This is a genomic window from Chitinophaga sp. Ak27 (assembly GCF_012726295.1).
Taxonomy (GTDB): Bacteria; Bacteroidota; Bacteroidia; order Chitinophagales; family Chitinophagaceae; genus Chitinophaga.
On the sequence record NZ_JABAOB010000009.1, the window covers coordinates 76,665 to 98,844 of the forward strand.

11 protein-coding genes are annotated in these 22,180 nt (G+C 45.0%); 8 read left to right on the forward strand and 3 right to left on the reverse strand.

Annotated elements, in window-relative coordinates:
- Nucleotides 1–40 precede the first annotated feature (40 nt).
- Nucleotides 41–4,165, reverse strand: a complete 4,125-nt coding sequence (locus tag HGH90_RS25730; protein ID WP_169192201.1) for a two-component regulator propeller domain-containing protein — start codon at nt 4,163–4,165, stop codon at nt 41–43.
- A gap of 288 nt (nt 4,166–4,453) precedes the next feature.
- Here HGH90_RS25730 and HGH90_RS25735 point away from each other — a divergent pair, with 288 nt between their 5' ends.
- Nucleotides 4,454–7,360, forward strand: coding sequence for a family 43 glycosylhydrolase (locus HGH90_RS25735; RefSeq protein WP_169192202.1), 2,907 nt, complete (start codon nt 4,454–4,456; stop codon nt 7,358–7,360).
- A gap of 42 nt (nt 7,361–7,402) precedes the next feature.
- On the forward strand, nt 7,403–8,503 hold the full coding sequence (locus HGH90_RS25740; RefSeq protein ID WP_169192203.1) for an endo-1,4-beta-xylanase: 1,101 nt from the start codon (nt 7,403–7,405) through the stop codon (nt 8,501–8,503).
- A 15-nt stretch (nt 8,504–8,518) separates the two neighbouring features.
- Here HGH90_RS25740 and HGH90_RS25745 read toward each other — a convergent pair whose 3' ends face one another.
- Nucleotides 8,519–9,400, reverse strand: coding sequence for a helix-turn-helix domain-containing protein (locus tag HGH90_RS25745; protein ID WP_168762629.1), 882 nt, complete (start codon nt 9,398–9,400; stop codon nt 8,519–8,521).
- Nucleotides 9,401–9,633: 233 nt separating this feature from the next.
- Between HGH90_RS25745 and HGH90_RS25750 the strand changes: the two genes are divergently transcribed.
- The 3 genes from HGH90_RS25750 to HGH90_RS25760 all read left to right on the forward strand — a co-directional run bounded on the left by HGH90_RS25750 (nt 9,634) and on the right by HGH90_RS25760 (nt 12,715).
- The gene (locus HGH90_RS25750) at nt 9,634–11,283 is read left to right on the forward strand and encodes an alpha-L-fucosidase (RefSeq protein ID WP_168762630.1); all 1,650 of its coding nucleotides are present in this window, start codon (nt 9,634–9,636) and stop codon (nt 11,281–11,283) included.
- Between the two features lie 64 nt (nt 11,284–11,347).
- Entirely contained in the window at nt 11,348–12,364 is a 1,017-nt protein-coding gene (locus HGH90_RS25755) for an aldo/keto reductase (RefSeq protein ID WP_169192204.1), read from the forward strand.
- Between the two features lie 12 nt (nt 12,365–12,376).
- The gene (locus HGH90_RS25760) at nt 12,377–12,715 is read left to right on the forward strand and encodes an L-rhamnose mutarotase (RefSeq protein WP_247679808.1); all 339 of its coding nucleotides are present in this window, start codon (nt 12,377–12,379) and stop codon (nt 12,713–12,715) included.
- A gap of 55 nt (nt 12,716–12,770) precedes the next feature.
- Here the strand turns inward: HGH90_RS25760 and HGH90_RS25765 are convergent, their stop codons facing one another.
- Nucleotides 12,771–14,621, reverse strand: a complete 1,851-nt coding sequence (locus HGH90_RS25765) for a cellulase family glycosylhydrolase (RefSeq protein WP_169192205.1) — start codon at nt 14,619–14,621, stop codon at nt 12,771–12,773.
- Between the two features lie 333 nt (nt 14,622–14,954).
- Between HGH90_RS25765 and HGH90_RS32020 the strand changes: the two genes are divergently transcribed.
- From HGH90_RS32020 to HGH90_RS25775, 3 genes are all read left to right on the forward strand, one after another.
- Nucleotides 14,955–15,086, forward strand: a complete 132-nt coding sequence (locus tag HGH90_RS32020; protein WP_262888607.1) for a hypothetical protein — start codon at nt 14,955–14,957, stop codon at nt 15,084–15,086.
- 11 nt (nt 15,087–15,097) lie between these two features.
- Nucleotides 15,098–19,186 (forward strand): hybrid sensor histidine kinase/response regulator transcription factor, encoded by a 4,089-nt coding sequence (locus tag HGH90_RS25770; protein WP_169192206.1) that lies wholly within the window; start codon nt 15,098–15,100, stop codon nt 19,184–19,186.
- A gap of 124 nt (nt 19,187–19,310) precedes the next feature.
- The gene (locus HGH90_RS25775; RefSeq protein WP_168762634.1) at nt 19,311–22,169 is read left to right on the forward strand and encodes a TIM-barrel domain-containing protein; all 2,859 of its coding nucleotides are present in this window, start codon (nt 19,311–19,313) and stop codon (nt 22,167–22,169) included.
- Nucleotides 22,170–22,180: the final 11 nt, after the last annotated feature.

Consider the following 22,180-nt stretch of genomic DNA (forward strand, 5'->3'; position numbering starts at 1 on the left):
CCCATACGGTAAGTTTGGGGGGCTCTTTGTGGTCATATGGTTACTCGAGTGCCTCGTCTTTTTGCATCCTCGCCATAAATTCTGAAGGCAGCATCTGGTATTTTACTTTGAATGATTTGGCAAAATAGTTAGGCGTGGAAAATCCCACCTGGTAGGCAATTTCAGCGATGGTCAAGTCGCTTCTTTTCATGAGCATTGCCGCTTTTTCCAGCCGGTAAGACCGGATATATTCTACCGGCGTTTGACCGGTTAATTCCAGTAGTTTATTGTAAAGGGAACTTCTGCTCATCCCCACTTCTTTGCTCAGGCTTTCCACCGAAAGCTGGGAGTCTGTCAGGTTGGCTTCCAGGTGGCTTGCGATCCGCGCCATCAACTTTTCTTCTGCAGATACTTTTTCTATTTCAGGCGCCAGTAATTTTATTTGTTTGGTATAGGTGTTTTTCAGGGTATCGTTAAGATGCAGCAGGTTCCTGATTTTTGCATGCAGTATTTCGGAATTAAATGGTTTGGTAATATAATCATTGGCGCCTGTTGCCAGCCCCGCGATCTGTTCTGCTTCATTGGTGAGCGCCGTGAGCAGTATCACGGGTATATGGCTGGTTCTTTTATCCAATTTCAATTTCTGCAGCAGGCTGATGCCATCCATTTGCGGCATGGTGATGTCGCTGACAATCAAATGTGGATGTAGTAACAAAGCTTTTTGCCAGCCCTCTTTTCCATTGGTGGCTTCTATTACTTTGTAGTTCCGGCGAAGATTATCTTTGAGATAATCCCTGAAGTCTTCATTATCTTCCACGAGCAATATGACCGATGTTTTCGGGCCATCCGGTAATGCATCCCCGCACTGCGATGTCACTACTTCCTCCTCCTCCTGCAACATTGCTTCGGAAGGCGGCAGCAGTGGCGTAACAGCAGGCGTTTTCTGTGCCTGATCCTGTGCGGCTGCTTTTAAAGGAAGTTGTATGGAAAACGTAGCGCCTTGCCCAGGCTCGCTTTCTACCTCGATGGAGCCGCCGTGTATTTTTATAAATTCCTTCGTAATAGACAATCCAATACCTGTTCCATGGTTTAATATGGCGGAGGCAGTATCAGTCTGGAAGAAATGCTCGAATATCTTTTCTCTTTTGTCTTTGGGAATGCCAATACCAGTATCTTTTACTATTATTTGAATCCATTGCTCACCGGTCGCTTCATCTTTATTCAACAGCGTTAGCGCTACGGTCACTACGCCTTTTTCTGGAGTAAACTTGAAGGCGTTGGAAAGCAAATTGAAAAGAATACGTTCTATTTTATCGTGATCAAATAAAGCAGGTAAGGCAGCGGGGCCACTGATAAGGTTAAATTGAATGTTTTTCCGTTCAGCAAAATCGCGGAAGGAGTCTATTACTTCCTTAATAAAAGCTACCAGGTCTCCGGTTGTTAACTGTAGTTTTAACTCATGCTCTTCCATTTTCCTGAAATCCAGTAATTGGTTGACGAGGTTGAGTAATCGCCGGGAGTTTCTTTTGATCATGTTTAGTTTGTCGAGTCGTGGACGGGCCTTTTCCTCTTCAATAAGTTGTTGCACCGGGCCCATGATCAGCGAAATGGGTGTTCTGAAATCATGACTGAGGTTGGTAAGAAATTTGATTTTGAGCCGGTCTATATCCTGTAGCCGCTTTATCTCCAGTCTTTCCTGTTCTAACATAAACTTCTTTCTGATCCGCTTAATGCCGAGGTGCCGGCTGTATAACAGCGATAGGCAGATGATGCAAAGATAAAAGAGGTAGGCGTAAATGGTACGCCAGAATGGTGGCCGGACATATATTTTTATGGTGGTGTCCTGGTTGCTCCAGATGCCGTCGTTGTTGGCGGCTTTTACATGGAAGGTGTATTCTCCCGGATCCAGGTTCGTATAGGCGGCACTGTTTGCCGTGCCGGTATAGTTCCAGTCTTTGTCAAATCCATCGAGTTTGTAGGCGTAGAAGTTTTCGGTGGGAAGCGTATAGTTGAGCGCTACAAAACTGATCGCAAAGTTTTGTTTGTAGGCCAGCCGGATATTATCAGCTACAGAAATATGTACTTTAATGGGACCGTCTTCATCCGGACGTATCGATTTATTGGATACTTTTAAATCTGTTAGCAGCACCACCGGTGCATGTTTATTGACCGTTACGTCAGAAGGGGTAAAGTAATTAATACCTTCCAGCCCGCCGAACATCAGGTCGCCGTCAGACAGGCGTATTCCGGAATTATGAACGAAGTTATTATTCTGAACTCCGTTATAGCGGGTGTAGTTCCTGAATTTTTTTGACGCAGGATGAAAGCTGCTGATGCCCATGTTGGTACTTAGCCAGATAATGCCGCTTTTATCTTCCAGGATTTGATAGATGGTCACATTCTGCAGTCCATCTTTTTCAGAAAAATTGATGAACCGTTGTTGCGTTTTATCAAAGAGGCTCAGCCCTCCGAAAGTGCCTATCCACATACGGCCTTTGCTGTCGCGCAGTAGCGTTTGTACTTTGTCACTCGGCAGCAGGCTGTTGCTTTGCGTATAGATGTCCCATCGCCCCGTTGCCGGATGATAAACGCCAATGCCTCCACCATGGGAGCCCACCCATATATTCCCTTCCGCATCTTCTTCGATAGCCCTGATATATCCGTTAAATGGCAGTTTTTTTTCATTGGGCTGTGAAGGATTCGGATGAGGAGTGTACCTGGCAACTACCTGTTCGTTTTTGAGGACATCCAGGCCTTCTCCATTGGTGCCTACCCAAACATTGCCTTTACTGTCTTCTTTTATACAAAAAATATCATTGGCGCCAAGATGGTTAACGCCAGAACCTTTGGCGAAGTATTTATAAGTTCTGTTGGCGCTATTCATGATAAGCAACCCTAATGCATAGGTGCCTATGTATAATTTTTTGTCATGTGTATAATGGAGAGCCATGATGGACACTTTATTCCCTTTTACCGGAAATGGAATGTCGATAGGGCGGACTTTCCCGGTTTGGCGGTTAAATTCAAACATACCGCCGCCGTCGGTGGCCACAAAAGCATTGCCTTCGTCGTTTTCGGCGAGGGCAGTCACAATCGATGACTGGCGGCCATTTTCATGGAAAGCAGTACCCGGTTTAAAGTTAAAAAGATGTAGGTTTTTATCATATTTGTTGATGCCGCCCCGAAAGGTGCCTAACCAATAGATGTCCTGCCCGTCGTTATAAATACATTTGATCGATTTGTTGGTAAGACTGTAAATGTTTTCGTCGGTAGGAAGATAATGGTCTGCCGTATTTGTGCGGGTATTAAGCACTATCAATCCTTCCTCGGTGCCAATCCATAGCTGGTGGTCCTTATCTGGTTTAATACAGTTAATTAATTTATGGTCCAGCAGCGGAAGGGAATGGTAAGGGGAGATGCCGGCGCCATCGGGTTGAAGGGTATACAAACCAGTTGCAGTGCCTACCCAGATTTGCCCGTCGCTGTCACCGGTAATTGCCCTGATTTCATTGTCCTGGGCAGTAAATCCGGCTTTCTTGTTGGTTATCAGCTTTACAGTACCCGTGGAGGGAGTGTATCGGTACAAGCCATGGGTAGTACCAATCCAGATTTGTTGTTGCCGGTCCACAAAAAGACAGTGGGGACTAACCTTGGCTTCTGGTCCGTCTTCACCTGCCAGCAGGTTGATTTTAGAAACATGATGGGTACGGGGCACCAGCATAAATAAATGCTCAAACTGTGCTATCCATATATTGCCGGAGGTATCGCTTGAAATATCCAATATCACCGCATTAGGGGGTAATTGTGGCGCATCTGCGTGGAGGGGAAAATGAATAAAGGCGTCTTTTTTACGGTCGTATAGGCTAATCCCGCCACCGCTGGTACCTATCCAGAGGTTACCGGCTTTATCTTCATGTAGCGCCAGCACCTCATTGGCTCTCAGGCTTGAGGAGTCTCCCTGCCGATGCCGGTAAACCGTAAAGTGGGTACCATCAAATTTATTCAGGCCGTCGTCTGTAGCAAACCACATCAGGCCATAGTGGTCTTTCGTAATGGCATTCACCCCGTTGGATACCAATCCGTCTTTAGACGTGAGCGAAGTGAAGTTAATATGACCGGATTGTGTCCAACCGGTTTTAGCAAGGTATAGTAAACAGCACAGTAACGTGAAGGTATGTCTAAGCATATTGGGCAATCATTAAAAAACTAGCATTTTGGTTGCGTGATATGAACGTGGTCCTTTGTTTCCCCAATTTAAGTATTGTCATGAAATTTATTATCATTATGATACTAAATTGCCCTAATAACCTATTGTTGAGCTATGATTATTGTCTAAAAGACATTTTTTCTATCAATTTCAACAAATGTACTAACGGGAAAGTAGCCATCGACATATTTTTGTTTCCAGGCAGGCCGCCATATTTTTCGAAATGGTGACCTGTAAAAATCATAATGACTGAATAATGTTTTAAAGATGTATAAGAAATTCCTCGTTATAGTACTCATGTCCGTTTTTAGTATTTCACTTTATGCGCAGCAGTCGGACAATGAAGATGGCACCTATACCAATCCGGTTATCTGGGCCGACTTCCCGGATAATGATGTGATCCGCGTGGGAGATACCTATTACATGGTAGCTACTTCTATGTATTTTTTTCCCGGAGTACCCCTGTTGCAGTCGAAAGACCTGGTAAACTGGACTTATGCTGCCAATGTAGTGCAGCGGTTTAAACAACATCCCTTTTATGACTTAAAAGGAGGGAACAGGTATGGAAAGGGGCAGTGGGCCAGTAGTATCCGTTACCACAACGGGAAGTTCTATATACTTTTCCTGACCCTGGATGAGGGAGGCTTTTTATGCACCGCATCGAAAGCGGAAGGCCCATGGGAAATACGAAAGCTCGTAAGGCCCTACTATGACGCCGGATTGTTTTTTGATGATGATGGCCGGATCTATATTGTTCACGGATATTCCAAATTATCTGTGACCGCAGTGGATGCCAATCTGGCTCCCCTGAGCAGGGACAGCATTATATTTGACAAAGTGCAGCGGCCTGGTTTAGAGGGTTCGCATGTTTATAAGAAAGACGGGTATTATTATATTTACGCCACCTATGGGGGTGGAGATGGCTACCAGGTTTGCCTCCGGTCAAAAAGTATCTATGGCCCCTATGAGGAAAAAATTGTCTTGAAAGACGATATGAACCTCTATGGCAAAGGTGTTCATCAGGGAGCATTGGTTGAAACTCCCCGGGGGGAATGGTGGAGTGTTATCTTCCAGGACAGGGTCGGTGTGGGAAGGGTGCCCACCCTGCAGCCGGTACAGTGGGTGGATGGCTGGCCTGTAGTGGGGAAGGATGGCAGAGCAGTCGTTACTCACATTAAACCCCGTACAGAGGCCGTTAACCCGGTACAGGTACTTCCCGGCAGCGATGAGTTTAACGACGATAAACTGGGCATGCAATGGGCATGGAATCATAATCCCGACGACAGCGCCTGGTCTTTAGGTAAACGGAAAGGATACCTGCGGCTAACTACCACTGATATTGCCGCCGATTTGCTGCATGCACGAAATTCACTCACCCAACGCATATTCGGTCCATTTTCTGATGCCACCGCCGCATTTGATATCAGCGGCATGAAAGCAGGCGACGTTGCCGGGCTGGCCGTTTTGCAGCTGCCTTATGCCTCCATCGGTATCCGCGCAACGGAAGCTGCGAAGTTTATTGTAATGGAGCATGCCGGCAGCAAGGTAGATAGTATTGCGGTAGGGAAGGAGCCGCGGGTGTTCTTCCGGGCATCCGTTAACACACAGAAGAACCAGGCTTATTTCTACTATAGCTTTGATAATAACACGTTTATACCCCTGGGAGATACGCTGAATATGCAGTTTAACCTCAAGATGTTTACCGGTAACCGGTTTACGTTATTTAATTACGCTACCGCCCAAAGCGGCGGACATGTGGATGTGGATTGGTTCCACCTGGATACCCGGCAGGGGCCTCCCAATCTCTTTAAAGCCTCCTCGCGAATTGCGGCCGACAGATATGATGACATTTACAGTGCCCATGTGGTACCCGGAAATGACGGCAGCGAGCCAGGAGCGCAAGAAATTAGCCATTTGACGGCTGGTGCATGGATACGGTTTAACCAGGTGGATTTTGACGGGGAATATAAATACCTGTTATTACGGGTAGCGCCCCGCGGAGGACATATCCATGTATATCTTGATAAAGATTCATTGAACCCCTATGCTACCATAGCGGTGCCAGAACAGCCTTCACTGAAATACATGACAGTAAGCGTACCTGTGAAGCCGCTTACCGGCAGGCATCGGCTGACATTTGCATTTAAGGGAAATACACCATCCACGGCACGTTTTAACTGGTTTACTTTCGCAGATAGTAACCAACAGGCGTATGCATCGCCTCCACTGGTATCACATATCTATACCGCTGATCCATCCGCGCATCTCTTTAACGGAAAAATATATATATACCCCTCGCATGATACGGCTGTTCAAACGAAAGAAAGCGATAATGGTGATCATTTCCAGATGGCCGACTATCATATCTTCTCTATGGACTCCATTGGAAGCAAAATAACAGACCATGGGGCAGCGCTTAGGGTACAGGACGTGCCATGGGCGGCTAAACAATTGTGGGCTCCGGATGCAGCATTTTCAAAGGGGAAATATTATTTATATTTTCCTGCAAAGGATAAACAGGGAGTATTCAAAATAGGAGTAGCTACTTCAAAACAGCCAACAGGCCCGTTTGTGGCGGAAAAAGAGCCAATTGCCGGCAGTTATAGCATCGATCCCTGTGTATTCAAAGACGACGATGGTTCCTTTTATTTGTACTTTGGTGGCATCTGGGGAGGGCAGTTGCAAAACTGGGATAATAACCGCTATGATGCCACTGCCAGGCTGCATGAAAAGAAGGAAGTAGCCATTCTTCCCCGAGTAGCAAAACTTTCTGGAGATATGAAAAGCTTTGATAGCGCTCCGCTGACAGTAAAAATAACAGACAGCACCGGCCGCCTGTATAACGAACAGGAAAACGACAAGCGCTTTTTTGAAGCGGCCTGGATGCACAAATACAAGGGCAAATATTACTTCTCCTATTCAACCGGTGATACGCACAATATTGTTTATGCCATTGGAGACAGCCCCTATGGCCCTTTTACCTACCAGGGCGTTATACTCCAACCAGTGGAAGGCTGGACCAATCATCATTCGATTATCCAGGTCGGCGATAAATGGTATTTGTTTTATCATGATACACAGTTGTCGGGTAAAACACACCTGAGAAACATCAAGGTAATGGAGCTGAAGTATAACAGCGATGGTACTATTCAAACATTAAGCGCATTCAAATGAATGCTGGTAATCCCTTTCCTAAACAAATAATCAAGATATCATATGAAGTATCTCAGTCATGTTATTGCTATTTTGCTAGTCGTAACCATAAGTCTGTCCTGCGTGGCTTATCGCGGTCGTTCTGCTGCTTTACAGGAAGCGCCGGGATTAAAAGATTATTACAGGGATTATTTTCCTATAGGCGTAGCCGTTTCAACGCGTGCGTTGCATACAGAGGAAGCGGGGCTGGTGATCCGGCAATTTAATAGCGTTACCCCGGAGAATGCCATGAAAATGGGTGTGATCCATCCTGGCGAACAGCAGTATAACTGGAGGGAGGCTGATTCTATTGCAGCTTTTGCACGCCGCAATGGGATGAAGCTCAGGGGACATACCCTGGTTTGGCATAATCAGGCTCCGGGATGGATTTTTAAGGATGCCAATGGACAGCAGGTATCTAAAGATGTATTGTTGCAACGTTTGAAAGAGCATATTACGACGGTTGTAAAAAGATATAAGGGAATCGTATACGCCTGGGATGTAGCCAATGAAGTGATCAGTGACCGTAAGGACGAATTTTACCGGAACTCTTTGTGGTACCAGATCTGTGGGGATGAATACATAGAGAAAGCCTTTCAGTGGGCACATGAAGCTGACCCTGATGCACTGTTGTTTTACAACGATTACAATGAAATCAATACCGTGAAGCGGGAAAAAATTATCCGTATGCTTAATAGCCTGATCAGCAAAGGAGTGCCTGTTCATGGGGTAGGGTTGCAGGCGCATTGGGCAGTAAATGAACCATCGGCGGCACAGCTGGATAAAACGATGGCAGATTTTGCCAAGCTGGGACTCAAAATCCAAATCACTGAATTGGATGTTTCCGTTTACCGCAAAGAACACGAGATGAGGGGATGGGCAACGGGCGACAGCGCCATGGCATTTACTGCTGAAAAGGAACAGTTACAGCTCGAGCAATTCCGCCGCTGTTTCGAATCTTTCCGGAAGTACCGTAGTGTTCTTACCGGTGTAACGTTTTGGAATATCTCCGACCGGTATAGCTGGCTTGACAATTTTCCCGTACGTGGCAGGAAAGACTATCCATTGTTATTCGACAAAGCATTGCAACCCAAGAAAGCATTTTGGGCGGTTGTTAAGTTTTAAGGTACAGGCGTAGATCTAAAACCCACCTGTATCCATCTGTTTTTTATAGCTCCCGGGCGACATTCCTGTTATTTTTTTAAAGATTTTAGAGAAGTAAAATACATTGTCAAATCCGGTTTGCAGGGCAATTTCAGCGAAGGTCATCTGGGTGGTTAACATCAGGTATTGAGCCCGTTCGATTCTTTTTTCATGTACATATTTAATAGGCCTTTCGCCGGTGTGCTGATGAAAAAGGCGCGAAAAATAGTCAGTATGCAGGTTCACCCTTTTCGCCAGGTAAGCTACAGATAAGTCGCGGTGCAGGTTCAGCTGGATATAACTGATTACATTCAGGATTTTCGCCGGTACATGTCCCGTGTCCATTTGTTTAAAGGTCTCTTGCGTCAGAAAGCGTGAAACCAATTGAAGGAGAATACCATGCGTTTCTGTGAATATGGACAGGCTTTGGCGGTTATTAAGCTCCTGGTATTCTTTATAGAAAATATTTTTTTCATATACCCTCGGATTGTCAGAACGGTTAATGCCCCGCCCGGGATTTATCTCCAATAGCCGCCTGAAGTTCAGGATATCAATGTCAGTTGCCTTTACTTTGGCAATAGACCTGTTATTTTCAAACAGGGAAATGCCGTCCGACGATTCCTCGAAAAACTGGACAAAGTATTGGCTGAGATAGTCCGGGCATATCAGGTTGCATAAGGTGAAGCTCGGTATAATATACAAAAAGCCGGGTTCAAGCCTGATCTTATTGGAGGCATCCCAGATTTCTCCTGCTCCTGCGTCGATATAGTATATCCTGAAATATGGACTGATCACATTTTTATAGTTCCACCTGGAATCAAGCTTTACATGGTCAACGTTCAATAAGGTGAATGTTTGTTTAAGTGCTCTTTTAATCATGCGGTACAGTTATTTAACAATATGCCATGTCCTTCCAAGGTGAAGATTTTGACATAGCAATAATAGGCAAATAGTCGGTTTTGTATAAAAGAAAGTCCTATTAAGCCAAATATTGGGTAAATATTTCGGAGTAAGTTTGATTTATCAATTACTCATTGCCATCATAGGCATTCCGCTACGCTGAAAAGCAGGTGATGTCCCGCTTACAGGGAGAGTCGGTAAAATTAAATTCCATGGAAAGAAGAACGTTAATAAAAGGCTTAGCTACAGGCGTATCATCCTTATACCTATCCAATCTTTTTGCACACGGTTTATTGAGGACCCCGCCAATTCCACGCACGGCGCCGGGGCCATTTAAGCCCAGCTGGGAGTCGCTCGGGCAGTACCAGGTACCCGACTGGTTCCGTGATGCAAAATTTGGTATCTGGGCGCATTGGGGACCGCAATGCCAGCCGGAACGTGGCGACTGGTATGCCCGTGGCATGTACCAGGAGGGAAGCGACCAATATAAATATCATATCCAGAAATATGGGCACCCGTCAAAGTTTGGCTTTAAGGATGTAATAAACGACTGGAAGGCAGAGAACTGGCATCCTGAAGAACTGGTGGCCTTATACAAAAAAGCCGGGGCCAAATATTTTATGGCTATGGCCAATCACCACGATAATTTTGACCTCTACGATAGTAAATACCATCGCTGGAATGCGACTAAGCTGGGGCCGAAAAAAGATCTCATCGGAGGCTGGGCAAAAGCCGCCAAAGAACAGGGTTTGCCCTTTGGCGTGTCGGTACATGCTTCACATGCCTGGTCATGGTATGAGGTGGCACAACGTTCCGATAAAAGCGGGCCGTATGCAGGTATTCCCTATGATGGTAAATTAACTGCATCCGATGGCCATAATAGCTGGTGGAGTGGTTACGACCCGCAGGAACTATATGCTCAAAATCATGCTTTGAGCAAGGATAGTCTGAATGACGGCAGCATGGGAGAGCATTGGGACTGGGGAAATGGGGCAAGCATACCTGACAAAGCCTACTGTGACAAATTTTTAAACCGGACCATTGAACTGATTGATAAATATGGCCCTGAACTCATTTATTTTGACGACAGTGCGCTGCCGCTTTGGCCGGTAAGTGATGCGGGATTGAAGATAGCGGCGCACTTCTATAATACCAGCATCAAAAAGCATGGAAAACTACAGGCTGCCTTGTTCGCTAAAGTATTGAACGAGCAGCAACGCAAATGCATGATATGGGATATAGAACGGGGACAAAGTAACGAGATAGAACCACTTCCCTGGCAAACGGATACCTGTATCGGCGGCTGGCACTACGATCGCCGTTTGTTTGATAATAAAAGATATAAGAGTGCTAAAACAGTTATACATACCCTGGCAGACGTTGTCAGTAAAAATGGCAATCTATTGCTGAATATTCCTGTGCGCGGCGATGGTACTATTGATAGTGAAGAGCGCAATGTCGTTGAACAGATAGCAGCGTGGATGCATATCAACAGTGATGCGATTTATGGCACACGTCCCTGGAGAGTATTCGGAGAGGGACCTGCAATGGAGGCAACGGTAGCTTTGAGTGCCCAGGGCTTTAATGAAGGAAAAGGTAAACCATTTGTGGCCGAGGACATTCGTTTTACAACAAAGGGTAAAACACTTTATGCGGTCATGTTGGGATGGCCGGCCAATAATGCCGCATTGGTGAAGACCCTGGCTGCGGATAGCCGGGTAGGATCCATCAGCCAGGTAAGCCTGCTGGGAAGCGGCCAGCTGAAATTTCAACAGGTATCGGAAGGCCTCAAAGTACAATTGCCGGAACAACCGCCTTGTAAAGAAGCATTCGTGTTAAAAATTGAAGGGGCCATTGTCTGAATATACCAGATGCAAAGGGCACCGCACAAAGAAAAAAAATCATTGGCTTCAACGATGCAGAAGTATGGATAAAATCACATGGCCGAAGGTAATTTTTGGTACCAGCGGATTAGGAAATTTATATGTAGCGCTTCCGGATGAAATGAAGCTATCTATTGTGGAAGAATGTATAAAGCGTTCGCCGGGGACAGTGATATTTGATTCGGCGGGTAAGTATGGAGCAGGACTGGCATTGGAAGCACTGGGACGGAGTTTGGAACAGTTGAAAGTCGATCCCTCGCAAGTACTGATCAGCAATAAGCTGGGCTGGCTGCGTACGGCTTTAAAAACGCCCGAACCTACGTTTGAACCAGGGATATGGCAAAATATTGAACATGATGCTGTTCAAAAAATAAGCTATGACGGTATCCTGGAATGTTATGAACAGGGAAACAAGTTATTAAGCAGTTATCACGCGGCGTTGGTATCCGTACACGATCCGGATGAATACCTGGCGGCGTCGGGAAATGAGCAGGAATATCAGCAACGTTACCTGGATATATTAGATGCTTACCGGGCCTTACACGAACTAAAACAGGCGGGCAAGGTCAAATCCATTGGCGTGGGAGCAAAAGATTGGCAAACCATAGCGCGTATAGCTGGTGATGTAAAACTGGACTGGGTTATGATTGCCAACAGTATGACAATTCATAGTCATCCAGCCGGATTGGTGGATTTTATGTGCAAGCTTGAGCGGCAGGGTATCACCATTATAAATTCGTCTGTTTTTAACGGCGGATTTTTAACAGGATCTGCTTACTATAATTACCGGTTAACAGATCCGGTAAAAGATAAGGCTTTATATGATTGGCGGCTACAGTTTAACCAGCTATGCATCGATTATAATATAAAACCGGTAGAAGCATGTGTCATTTTTGGCCTGAATGCGCCAGGGGTAAGTAGTATTGCTTTAAATACCACGCAGGCGGCAAGGGTCGCGCAAAATGTGGCATTACCCTATTCGACGATCCCGGATGGATTTTGGAGAGAAATGGAGAATAATGGATTGATTGACTCCGCCTATGCTTCCAGCTATTTGTAAATGATGAATGATATGATGAAAAGACACTGTTTAGCGCTTGATCTGAAAGATGATCCAAGGCTAATTGAAGAATATGAATATTGGCACAAAGCAGAAAACGGGTGGCCGGAAGTAAGAAGAAGTATCCTTGACGCAGGAATTGTAGAAATGGAGATTTACAGAACCGGTAACCGCCTGATGATGATCATGGAAACGAATGAGCTATATAATGAGGTTGCAAAGGCGGCATCTGATGCAGCAAATCCTAAAGTGCAGGAGTGGGAGCAATTAATGTGGAAGTTCCAGCAACCATTGCCCTGGGCAAAAGAAGGGGAGAAATGGATATTGATGGAACAGATTTTTCAATTGTAACATCAATAACGGCAATAATCATTACAGTGGTTATTGCCGTTATTGAGTCAATATGCTATTGTTTGATAATCTTGAATGATGTTATTCCCTTACTTCCTGTCACCTTAACGATATAGGTATTGGGCTGGAGTGATCCGCCAAATGCCAGCCGGTTTTTAGTTGTGGCAGGTTTTATGGATTCAACTAATTTACCTGATATATCGAATATCTCGACAAGCGTAATATTTTCATTATTGTCAGGTACCAGGTTGAAGTTTGAAGAGGAGGGATTGGGATATATCACCACCTGCGATGTTTGTTTGTCAATAGTGGAATTGTTAACAAATGCAGATGGTGCCGCGGTTCGGGCATTGGCCGTTGCAGAAGAGGTCCACTGCTGATTGTAACTGGAACTGGTGCTCCATTGTCCTAAGTCGGCTCCGTTGGCAGTTTGGCCAAGTCCATCGAGGTATAAACCGGTGGCCCTGTTCTTAAATTTCACAAAGCCGCCTGCGCTTTCCATGGTCCATTGCTGGTTGTTACTGCTGCTGGTGGTCCACTGTCCGGCAATTGATCCGTTGGAGGTTCTGCCCATTCCATCTAGATAAAGTCCTGTGGCGCGGTTTTTTAGCTTCACATAACTTCCGGTGGTTTCCAAAGCCCATTGCTGGTTATAGCTTCCGCTATTGCTCCATTGCGAACAGTTAGATCCGTTGATTGTGGTGCCCATTCCATCCATCAGTAGGCCGGTGGCGCGATTCGCCAGTGTGATATAGCCGGAGGAAGCACCACCGGCGCCTTGCATGATGGCGTTGATGACACCCTCGTCGCTGGTAGCTGCTGTACTGCGGTTAAACAGGCCAAAGTCGGCTGCGCCATTATCCCAATATACGGGGATCATACCCTTGTTTTTGGCAGAGCTGGTAACGTACTTATTAAAGTACTCCCTGGAAGCCAGGTGTAGGGAAAGATCTGAGGGATTAGTTCTTTTAATGGCGCCAAATTCACCAATAATGACAGGAATGCCATTATCTACAAATTTTGTCTTCATTAATCCTAATGCGCGTTCCACCTCGCTCTCTTCTCCCCAGGTGCTATTGCGGTCTGTTTGTGTGGTAGAATGGTAGCCATTCCCCCAGTAGTAAAACATGGTGCCCCAGGAGGCGTCTGCTGTCAAACCGCAAAATTGCCAGGGTGCATAATAGTGGACTTCCACCATTAAGCGGTTGGAAATCTGGTCGGTAGGCATCGTATTCATCAGGTTATAGGTATTGTCAATGTTTGTTGACGGTCCTTGTATAATAAGGCTGCGGGAGCTATTATTTCCACCGGTGGCACGAACTGCATTGATAAAAGTCTGGTGATAGGATAATAATACCGACATCCCCGTTGCGTCGCTGACCGCCGGTTCATTGGCGCTGGCAAAAAGTAATCGTTCATTATAGTTTTTAAAATAATTGGCGATCTGCGTCCAGTAATTTTGTTGTTTGGCGTTTACGGCATTTTGTGCGGAGGGAGTACAATTGTTCTCCAGCCAGCCTCCATCCCAGTGAATGTTGATAATTACATACATATTATTGCTGATGCAATAGTCTACCACAGTTTTTACACGGGCTATCCAGGTGGCATCGATTACGCCGTTGTTGGTATGGCAATCCCAGGCGCAGGGGATCCGCACTGTATTGAAGCCGGCTGCTTTTACGGCATTGATAAGCGCCTGGCTGGCATTGGGATTGCCCCAGGCATTTTCGCCGCAAATAGCTTCCAGCGTGTTGCCAAGGTTCCAGCCCACTTTCATCTGGCTGGCAACTTGTTGCGCAGTAGGTAATTGGCACCATGCGGGAACAGATAAAGAAATACAGGTTGCTGCAAGCAGCCATCTGCAGCTGCGTTTTAACAGCGCTGACAAGGATAAATGGTGTTTCATGTGTAGTTGTTTTAGATAGGTTGAAAAAGGAGATTAACCATATTTTTATGCTGGAATGGTCGCTTGTTTGAGTGAGGAAAGTGATATTTGCCCAGGGGGACGGGTGTTGTATGAATGTTTGAAGGATCTCTGACTTTCGCGTGATTTGTTGTAATAAAGTTTATGTGTTATATTGACACTTAAATAGAAGCCGAGACGGCAAGCCTTTTGAGTTAGGCGCGCAAAACAGATAGCCTGTAAGCCGGGCAGCAGTATAGATGTTTTCATAACGAGGAAAGTTGACTACGTGGAATAATATGATAAAGTTATTTAGTCTGACTCATACAAAAGGGTATGAAACAGGTCGGATTAGGGTATGGAATGTTACAGTACCCGGGAAAAGTATCTTTCCAGCGACCAGGAATGGAAAGCAATGCCAGCAAGAAGTGCATGAATGCCTGGGCGGGCGAATTTATTTATACCTAAAACCTACTGCAATGCGTTACCTTTTGGGGCTTGTCTTATTGCTGTCATCCCTTATCGCTTCATCACAAAGTATACGTTTTAATTTTTCAAAGCTTAATACCTATAATGGACTGTCTCACAACGAAGTAAAAGCAATATTAAAAGACCAGGATGGTTTTATGTGGTTTGGAACTACCTATGGACTCAATCGTTATGATGGTTATTCCTGCAAAATATTTCGTAAAGATCATAACGACAGTACTTCTCTGAAAGGTAATAACGTCATTAGCCTTTATGAGTTGCCTGGCCGGAAAATGTGGGTGTCGACCATGGGGGGAGCCTGTATTTATAATGCGGATACAGAAAAATTTGATGGCGATCAGGACAGGTATTTATCTTCTCTGGGTTTGCCGGCAGGATCAATTTCCAATATAGTAAAAGGAAAGGATGGCCGGTATTGGTTCCTTTACGTGGACAAAGGACTATACTTATATTCAGCCAATGATAAAAGTGTAAAACCATTTAATCCGCCGGGGACTAGCCTTCCTGCTGAAAAGATTACTGCTGTTAAAGAAACAACAGACGGAAAAATATGGCTGGTATACCAGTCCGGATTCTTACAGGAATATGATATAAAATCGGGGAAAGCTGTTTTTTCCAGTACAGCTTTACAGCAACTGCATAAAGGCGAACAATCTTTTAACATTTTTATTGATAGCGATGGAGATGTATGGTGCTGGGCTTATAATAACGGGCTCTTTTTTTTGCATGCGGGGGATAGCAACTTCCTCCTTATAGGTAGAAATTCTTTTCCCGCCAAGCTGAATTCGGAATTGGTAAGCCAGGTTGCCCAAGACGATAATGGTCTGATCTGGGTAGGCACCGACCATGGAGGCATTACCCTGATTGATAAAAAGCGCCATTTCAGCACTAGTTACCTGTTGAATAACCCTAATGATCCCAAGAGTATCAGCCAAAACAGCATCACAACAATTTATAAAGACAACCAGGGCATTATCTGGCTGGGAACTTACAAACAAGGTATAAACTATTACAATAGCGGTATTATCCAGTTTCCCTATTATCATCACCGCGAATCAGACCCAAAGAGTTTGCAGTTTGATGATGTAAACCGGTTTGTTGAAGACCGTTTGGGTAATATCTGGATAGGTACCAATGGAGGGGGGCTGATTTATTTTGATAGGAAGAATAATTCTTTCAAACAATACCTGCACGACCCTAATAACAACAATAGCCTGAGTAACAACGTGATTGTGAGCCTGTGGGTCGACCGGGGAAATATACTTTGGGTAGGCACTTATCTCGGGGGGCTCAACAGTTTTGACGGCAGGAAATTTACCCACTACCGGCATCAGGCTAATGATTCTTCCAGTTTGGCAGATGACACCGTATGGGAAATATTTGAGGACAGGGAACAGCAGCTGTGGATAGGCACTTTAGGCGGTGGCCTGGATCGCTTTGACAGAACCGCAAACCGGTTTATGCATTATAAAAGCAGTGGAGGAGCCAATTATATTACCACTATCATACAGGACAAAAAAGGCGACTTGTGGATTGGTAGCAGTGGCGGCATTACTGTCTTTGAAAAGGATAAATCGGTTACTACCTACCAGCACACCGGCAAAAAAAACAGCTTAAGCGATGATGGCATTTTTTGCCTGTTGGAAGACACCAAAGGACGGATTTGGGTGGGAACGAGGGAAGGACTTAACCTGTTTAACAAGCAAACAGGGGAATTTCAGACTTTCACCACATCGGATGGTCTGCCAGACAATATGATATTGGATATCCTGGAAGACGCTCATCAAACTTTCTGGATTTCTACGCCCAGCGGCTTATGTAATGCAATTCCCAGGCAAAATAATAGCCATATTACTTTTTCTGTTATTAATTATGATGTCACCAACAACCTGCAGGACCGGGAGTTCAATGATAATGCAGCGCTGAGAACACGGTCGGGAGAATTGATTTTTGGAGGGCCATCGGGGTTTAATATTATTAATCCAACTGCTATCAAGCAACCTGTTGGACGCTCAAAGGTTGCTTTTACCGGTTTTCAGATACTGGATAGAAATATAGAACCCGGTGAACAGGTCAACAACCGGGTACTGTTGGAACGTGCTTTATCACAGTTGCAAAGTATTAATCTGAAGTATAAAGAAAATGTTTTCTCCATCGACTTTGCCTCCCTCGATTTTTCGCATAACCGCAATGATAAGTACGCCTACATGCTGGAAGGATTTAATACCGACTGGCTATATACGGGCGATGACCAACGAAGAGCTACGTATACCAATCTCAGTCCGGGGCATTACACTTTCAAAGTAAAAGTACTGGACAGAACAGGGGCATGGAGCGAAGTAAAAACCTTACAGGTCAATATTCAACCGCCATTCTGGCGAACGCCTATCGCCTGGTTTATATATTTGCTGATTGCGGGAGGTCTCTTTTTGCTTATCCGGCGCATTACGTTAGAAAGGATTCATATGCGTTTTGAAGTCAAACAGCAACGTAGGGAGGCAGAAAGGGCGCATGCACTGGAGCAGTTAAAAACAAAATTCTTTACCAATGTAAGCCATGAGTTCCGCACGCCATTAAGCCTTATTATTGCGCCGTTGGATAAGATCATTAAATATGCTACTGACCAGGAGCAGGTGGAACAATTGAACCTGGTGCAACGGAATGCAAAGCGGCTGTTGAACCTGGTAAACCAGCTGTTGGATTTCAGGAAAATGGAAGTGCAGGAAGTAAGATTACACCCCGCCGTCGGAGACATTGTCAGTTTTTGCAGGGAAACCAGCCTGTCTTTCACTGATATTGCGGAAAAGAAGAAGATTCAATTCTCCTTCGCGTCTGATATTGACTGCCTCGAGATTTATTTTGATAAGGATAAAATAGAGAAGATCTTATTTAACCTGCTCTCCAATGCTTTTAAATATACCTATGACCATGGAAAGGTGAGTGTTAACCTGACATATAATATGCCTGCCGCCAATGATACAGAGGGAACGTTTGCCATCAGCATTAAAGATTCCGGTATTGGTATTCCGGCGCAACAGCATGAAAAGATTTTCGAACGGTTTTTCCAGACAGAGGTGCCGGAAAGTATGGTGAACCAGGGAACGGGCATAGGGTTGGCCATTACAAAAGAGTTCGTAAAACTACATAATGGCACTATTACCGTGGAAAGTGAGCCGAATCAGGGCACTTGTTTTACCGTGCTGCTTCCCGCAAGGAGGATGTATGTGTCGCCACAGCCCATAGCTCCAGTGGCGCCTGCGGAGGAAGGAGAGCAAATAATGATAGAAGAGGAGAAAAAGGGAAATAAGAAGAAAACAATCATGATAGTAGAAGACAATGAAGACTTGCGCTTTTATTTAAAGGATAACCTGAAGGATCAGTATCACGTGGAGGAGGCTACTAATGGAAGTGAGGGCTGGGAGAAAATAAAACGGTTAAATCCCGACCTGGTGGTAAGCGATGTGATGATGCCCATAATGGATGGCGTAGCGTTGGCGGGAAAAATCAAATCAGAAATGCTGACGGCACATATCCCCGTCATTTTGCTTACCGCCATGGGCAGTGAAGAAAAACAACTGGAGGGACTGAAAGCGGGCGCCAATGACTATATCACAAAACCCTTCACTTTTGAGATTCTCGCCTCCCGTATTAATAATCTCCTGGTACAACAACAACTTTTGAAAAAGAGATTCCAGAAGCAGATAACCGTCAACCCGGAGGAAGTAACTATAACGCCCGTAGATGAAAAATTTCTGAAACAGGCACTGGAAATAATTGAAAACCAAATGGATAACCCTGACTTTTCTGTGGATGAATTCAGCAGGAAGCTGTTCATGAGCCGGGTGACGCTATACAGAAAGATAAATTCCCTCACCGGCAAGTCGCCTTTAGATTTTATCCGTTCTATTCGTTTGAAGAGAGCTGCTCAATTATTAAATAATAGTGGAATGTCTATTGCGGAAGTGGCGTACCAGGTAGGATTTAATAACCCGAAAGTATTCAGCAAACTTTTCAAGGAAGAGTTCAGGGTGACGCCGTCAGAATATGCCGCGAGTCTTAAAAATAAAACGCTTGAGTAGGTGGCAGGCAGCCTGCGGACCTTGATATTTCCGTATTTGTAACATTCGCCACCCCTTGTTGAATCATTTCAGTCCCCGGCTACTGGCCGCAGAGCAATAGTTTTACAGCATCTAATCCACGTATATGAAATTGCGATTATTGCTGTGTTGCCTGCTAACTTTGGGCTCGATAAATGACTTGCTGGCGAAGCCGCCTGCCTATATCACACTACCTGATGGTCTGTTGCTCTTTACAGACTCCCTGCTTACAGGTTCTCCACATGCTGTTAAACTGGAAGTAATAGCAGATAATATTATAAGAGTAATTGCTGCTCCAGGTAAAGAAATAGTACCTGGAAACAGCCTGGTCACTGTTTATCAGAAAAGGCCAGACCTTGCCTGGGACATCATTCCTTCTAAGGAGAACCTGGTACTTAAAACAAAAAAGTTAATCGCCACCGTCAACCGCCAAACCGGCGCCGTTACTTTCACAGACCTAAACGGCAAAAAGATACTGGCAGAAAAGCAACCCCTTGGACGGAATTTTCAGCCTGCCGTATTTGACGGCAAACGATATTATACACTGACGCAGTCATTTGAGTCTGCCGAAGGCGATGCCTGGTACGGGCTTGGCCAGCACCAGGATGGTATTATCAACTACCGGGGGCAACAGGTTACCTTCTTCCAGAATAATACAGAAGTGGCCATTCCTTTTTTGATATCCAATAAGAACTACGGCATCCTGTGGGATAATTATTCCCTGACCAGGGCCGGCGATATCAGGCCCCTTCATCCTCTTTCTTCCCTGCAGCTTTTTTCAAAAAAAGGGGAGCCAGGATGGCTAACCGCCTCCTATGTCAACGATTTGCATAAGCCGCAGGAGGTAAGTACAGAAAAAGCGGAAACCAATATTAATATGGAGTTCCTGGGGGAATCAAAAATCCGGCTACCACGGGAGTTTACACCTGCCACCGGCATGGTCACCTGGGAAGGTATGCTTTCCAGTAACCTGGCAGGTATCCATCAGTTTAAGTTTGTTTATGGCGGCTCACTGAAATTATGGTTGAACGGAAAATTAGTGCTGGACCGCTGGAGAAAAGCATGGAACCCGGCGTCTGCATTAATTCCATGCGATTTTGAAAAGGGGGTAAAGGTACAGGTAAAAATTGAATGGATACCTGAAGGGGGCGAGTCCTATCTTTCTTTAAAGTGGCAGGAGCCATTAAATAGCGACCAGCAAAATAGTTTTGGATTTAGCTCTGAAGCCGGTAAACAAGTGGACTATTATTTTGTGTACGGTGATAACATGGATGAGGTCATCTCCGGCTATAGAACGCTCACGGGGAAAGCGCCTATTGTACCCAAGTGGGCACTGGGTTTCTGGCAAAGCCGGGAAAGATACAAAACACAGGAGGAGATAGTAGCTACGGTTGACGAATTTCGGAAGAGAAAAATTCCTATTGATAACATTGTACTCGACTGGAGTTATTGGAAAGAAGCGGAATGGGGCAGCCAGGAATTTGACGAGAAACGTTTCCCATCCCCCGATAGCATGATTGCTATGTTGCATAAAAAATACAACACGCAGATTATGATCTCTGTGTGGCCTAAATTTTATGACGGGATAACCGCCTATAAAGAATTTGATAAGAACGGCTGGCTTTATAAAAGAAACATCGCGGATCAACAAAGAGATTGGATAGGGAAGGGATATATTTCTACTTTTTACGATGCTTTCAATAAATCTGCCCGGAAAGGATTTTGGGACCTGATCAATAAGAAAATTTACAGTAAAGGAATCGACGCCTGGTGGATGGACGCTAGTGAACCCGATATCCTTTCTAATGTAAGCCCTGAAAAAAGAAAGTTGCAGATGACGCCCACTGCTTTAGGGAGTGCGGCCGAATACCTGAATGCTTACCCACTGCAAAATGCAAAAGGAATTTACGAAGGACAGCGTTCCACAGATCCAGATAAAAGGGTATTCTTGCTCACCCGCTCTGGCTTTGCAGGTTCACAACGTTATGCTGCGGCTATATGGAGTGGCGATATCGGATCTACCTGGGTTGACATGAAAGCGCAAATAGCTGCCGGCGTTAATTTCTCTATGTCCGGGCTTCCCTATTGGACGATGGATATAGGTGGTTTTGTAGTACCTGAGAAATTTGAAAAGCCGGACAGCGAAAGCCTGGAAGAGTGGAGAGAGCTGATGACCCGCTGGTCGCAGTTTGGCGCATTTGTTCCTTTGTTCCGTTCACATGGACAATTTCCTTACCGGGAGGTATTTAATACGGCTCCCGAAGATCATCCCGCTTATAAAAGCTTTTTGTATTATGATAAGCTGCGTTATCAGTTGCTTCCCTATATCTATTCATTGGCGGGAGCGGCGTACTATGATGACTATACCATCATGCGTGGCCTGGCCATGGATTTTCCAAAAGATACTGCCGTATTAAATATTCCCGATCAATATATGTTCGGTCCGGCGCTATTGGTAAATCCTGTTTGCGAATACAAACAAACCCAACGTACGCTGTATTTACCTAAGTCAGCAGGATGGTATGATCTCTACACCGGTAAGTGGTATAAGGGTGGCCAGAAAATGATAGCGGCTGCACCTTACGAACGCATGCCTTTATTTGTAAAAGCAGGATCTATACTGCCTTTTGGCCCGAACCTGCAATACACTACAGAAAAGCAACCCGACACGATCACGTTAAATATTTATACCGGTGCAGATGCTTCTTTTAACCTGTATGAAGATGAAGGTACCAATTACAATTACGAGAAAGGCGCCTTTGCTGTTATCCCGATAAAATATGATGAACGAACCGCCACCGTTACCATTGGGGACCGGAAAGGTTCATTTAATAACATGTTGAAGAAAAGAACATTTCGTATCAATATAATCACACCAGGTAACACTAACAAAGGCCTGGATTTAGATAGACCATCTGATAAAGAAGTGGTTTATGAAGGGAAAATTATAACTGTAAAAAAATAGCCAATTTAAAT

Coding starts and splice junctions, on each gene's coding strand:
- HGH90_RS25770 (WP_169192206.1), top strand. CDS start 15,098: ATGCGTTACCTTTTGGGGCTTGTCTTATTGCTGTCATCCCTTATCGCT.
- HGH90_RS25775 (WP_168762634.1), top strand. CDS start 19,311: ATGAAATTGCGATTATTGCTGTGTTGCCTGCTAACTTTGGGCTCGATA.
- HGH90_RS25750 (WP_168762630.1), top strand. CDS start 9,634: ATGGAAAGAAGAACGTTAATAAAAGGCTTAGCTACAGGCGTATCATCC.
- HGH90_RS25735 (WP_169192202.1), top strand. CDS start 4,454: ATGTATAAGAAATTCCTCGTTATAGTACTCATGTCCGTTTTTAGTATT.
- HGH90_RS25760 (WP_247679808.1), top strand. CDS start 12,377: ATGATGAAAAGACACTGTTTAGCGCTTGATCTGAAAGATGATCCAAGG.
- HGH90_RS25740 (WP_169192203.1), top strand. CDS start 7,403: ATGAAGTATCTCAGTCATGTTATTGCTATTTTGCTAGTCGTAACCATA.
- HGH90_RS25745 (WP_168762629.1), bottom strand. CDS start 9,400: ATGATTAAAAGAGCACTTAAACAAACATTCACCTTATTGAACGTTGAC.
- HGH90_RS25730 (WP_169192201.1), bottom strand. CDS start 4,165: ATGCTTAGACATACCTTCACGTTACTGTGCTGTTTACTATACCTTGCT.
- HGH90_RS32020 (WP_262888607.1), top strand. CDS start 14,955: ATGAAACAGGTCGGATTAGGGTATGGAATGTTACAGTACCCGGGAAAA.
- HGH90_RS25755 (WP_169192204.1), top strand. CDS start 11,348: ATGGATAAAATCACATGGCCGAAGGTAATTTTTGGTACCAGCGGATTA.
- HGH90_RS25765 (WP_169192205.1), bottom strand. CDS start 14,621: ATGAAACACCATTTATCCTTGTCAGCGCTGTTAAAACGCAGCTGCAGA.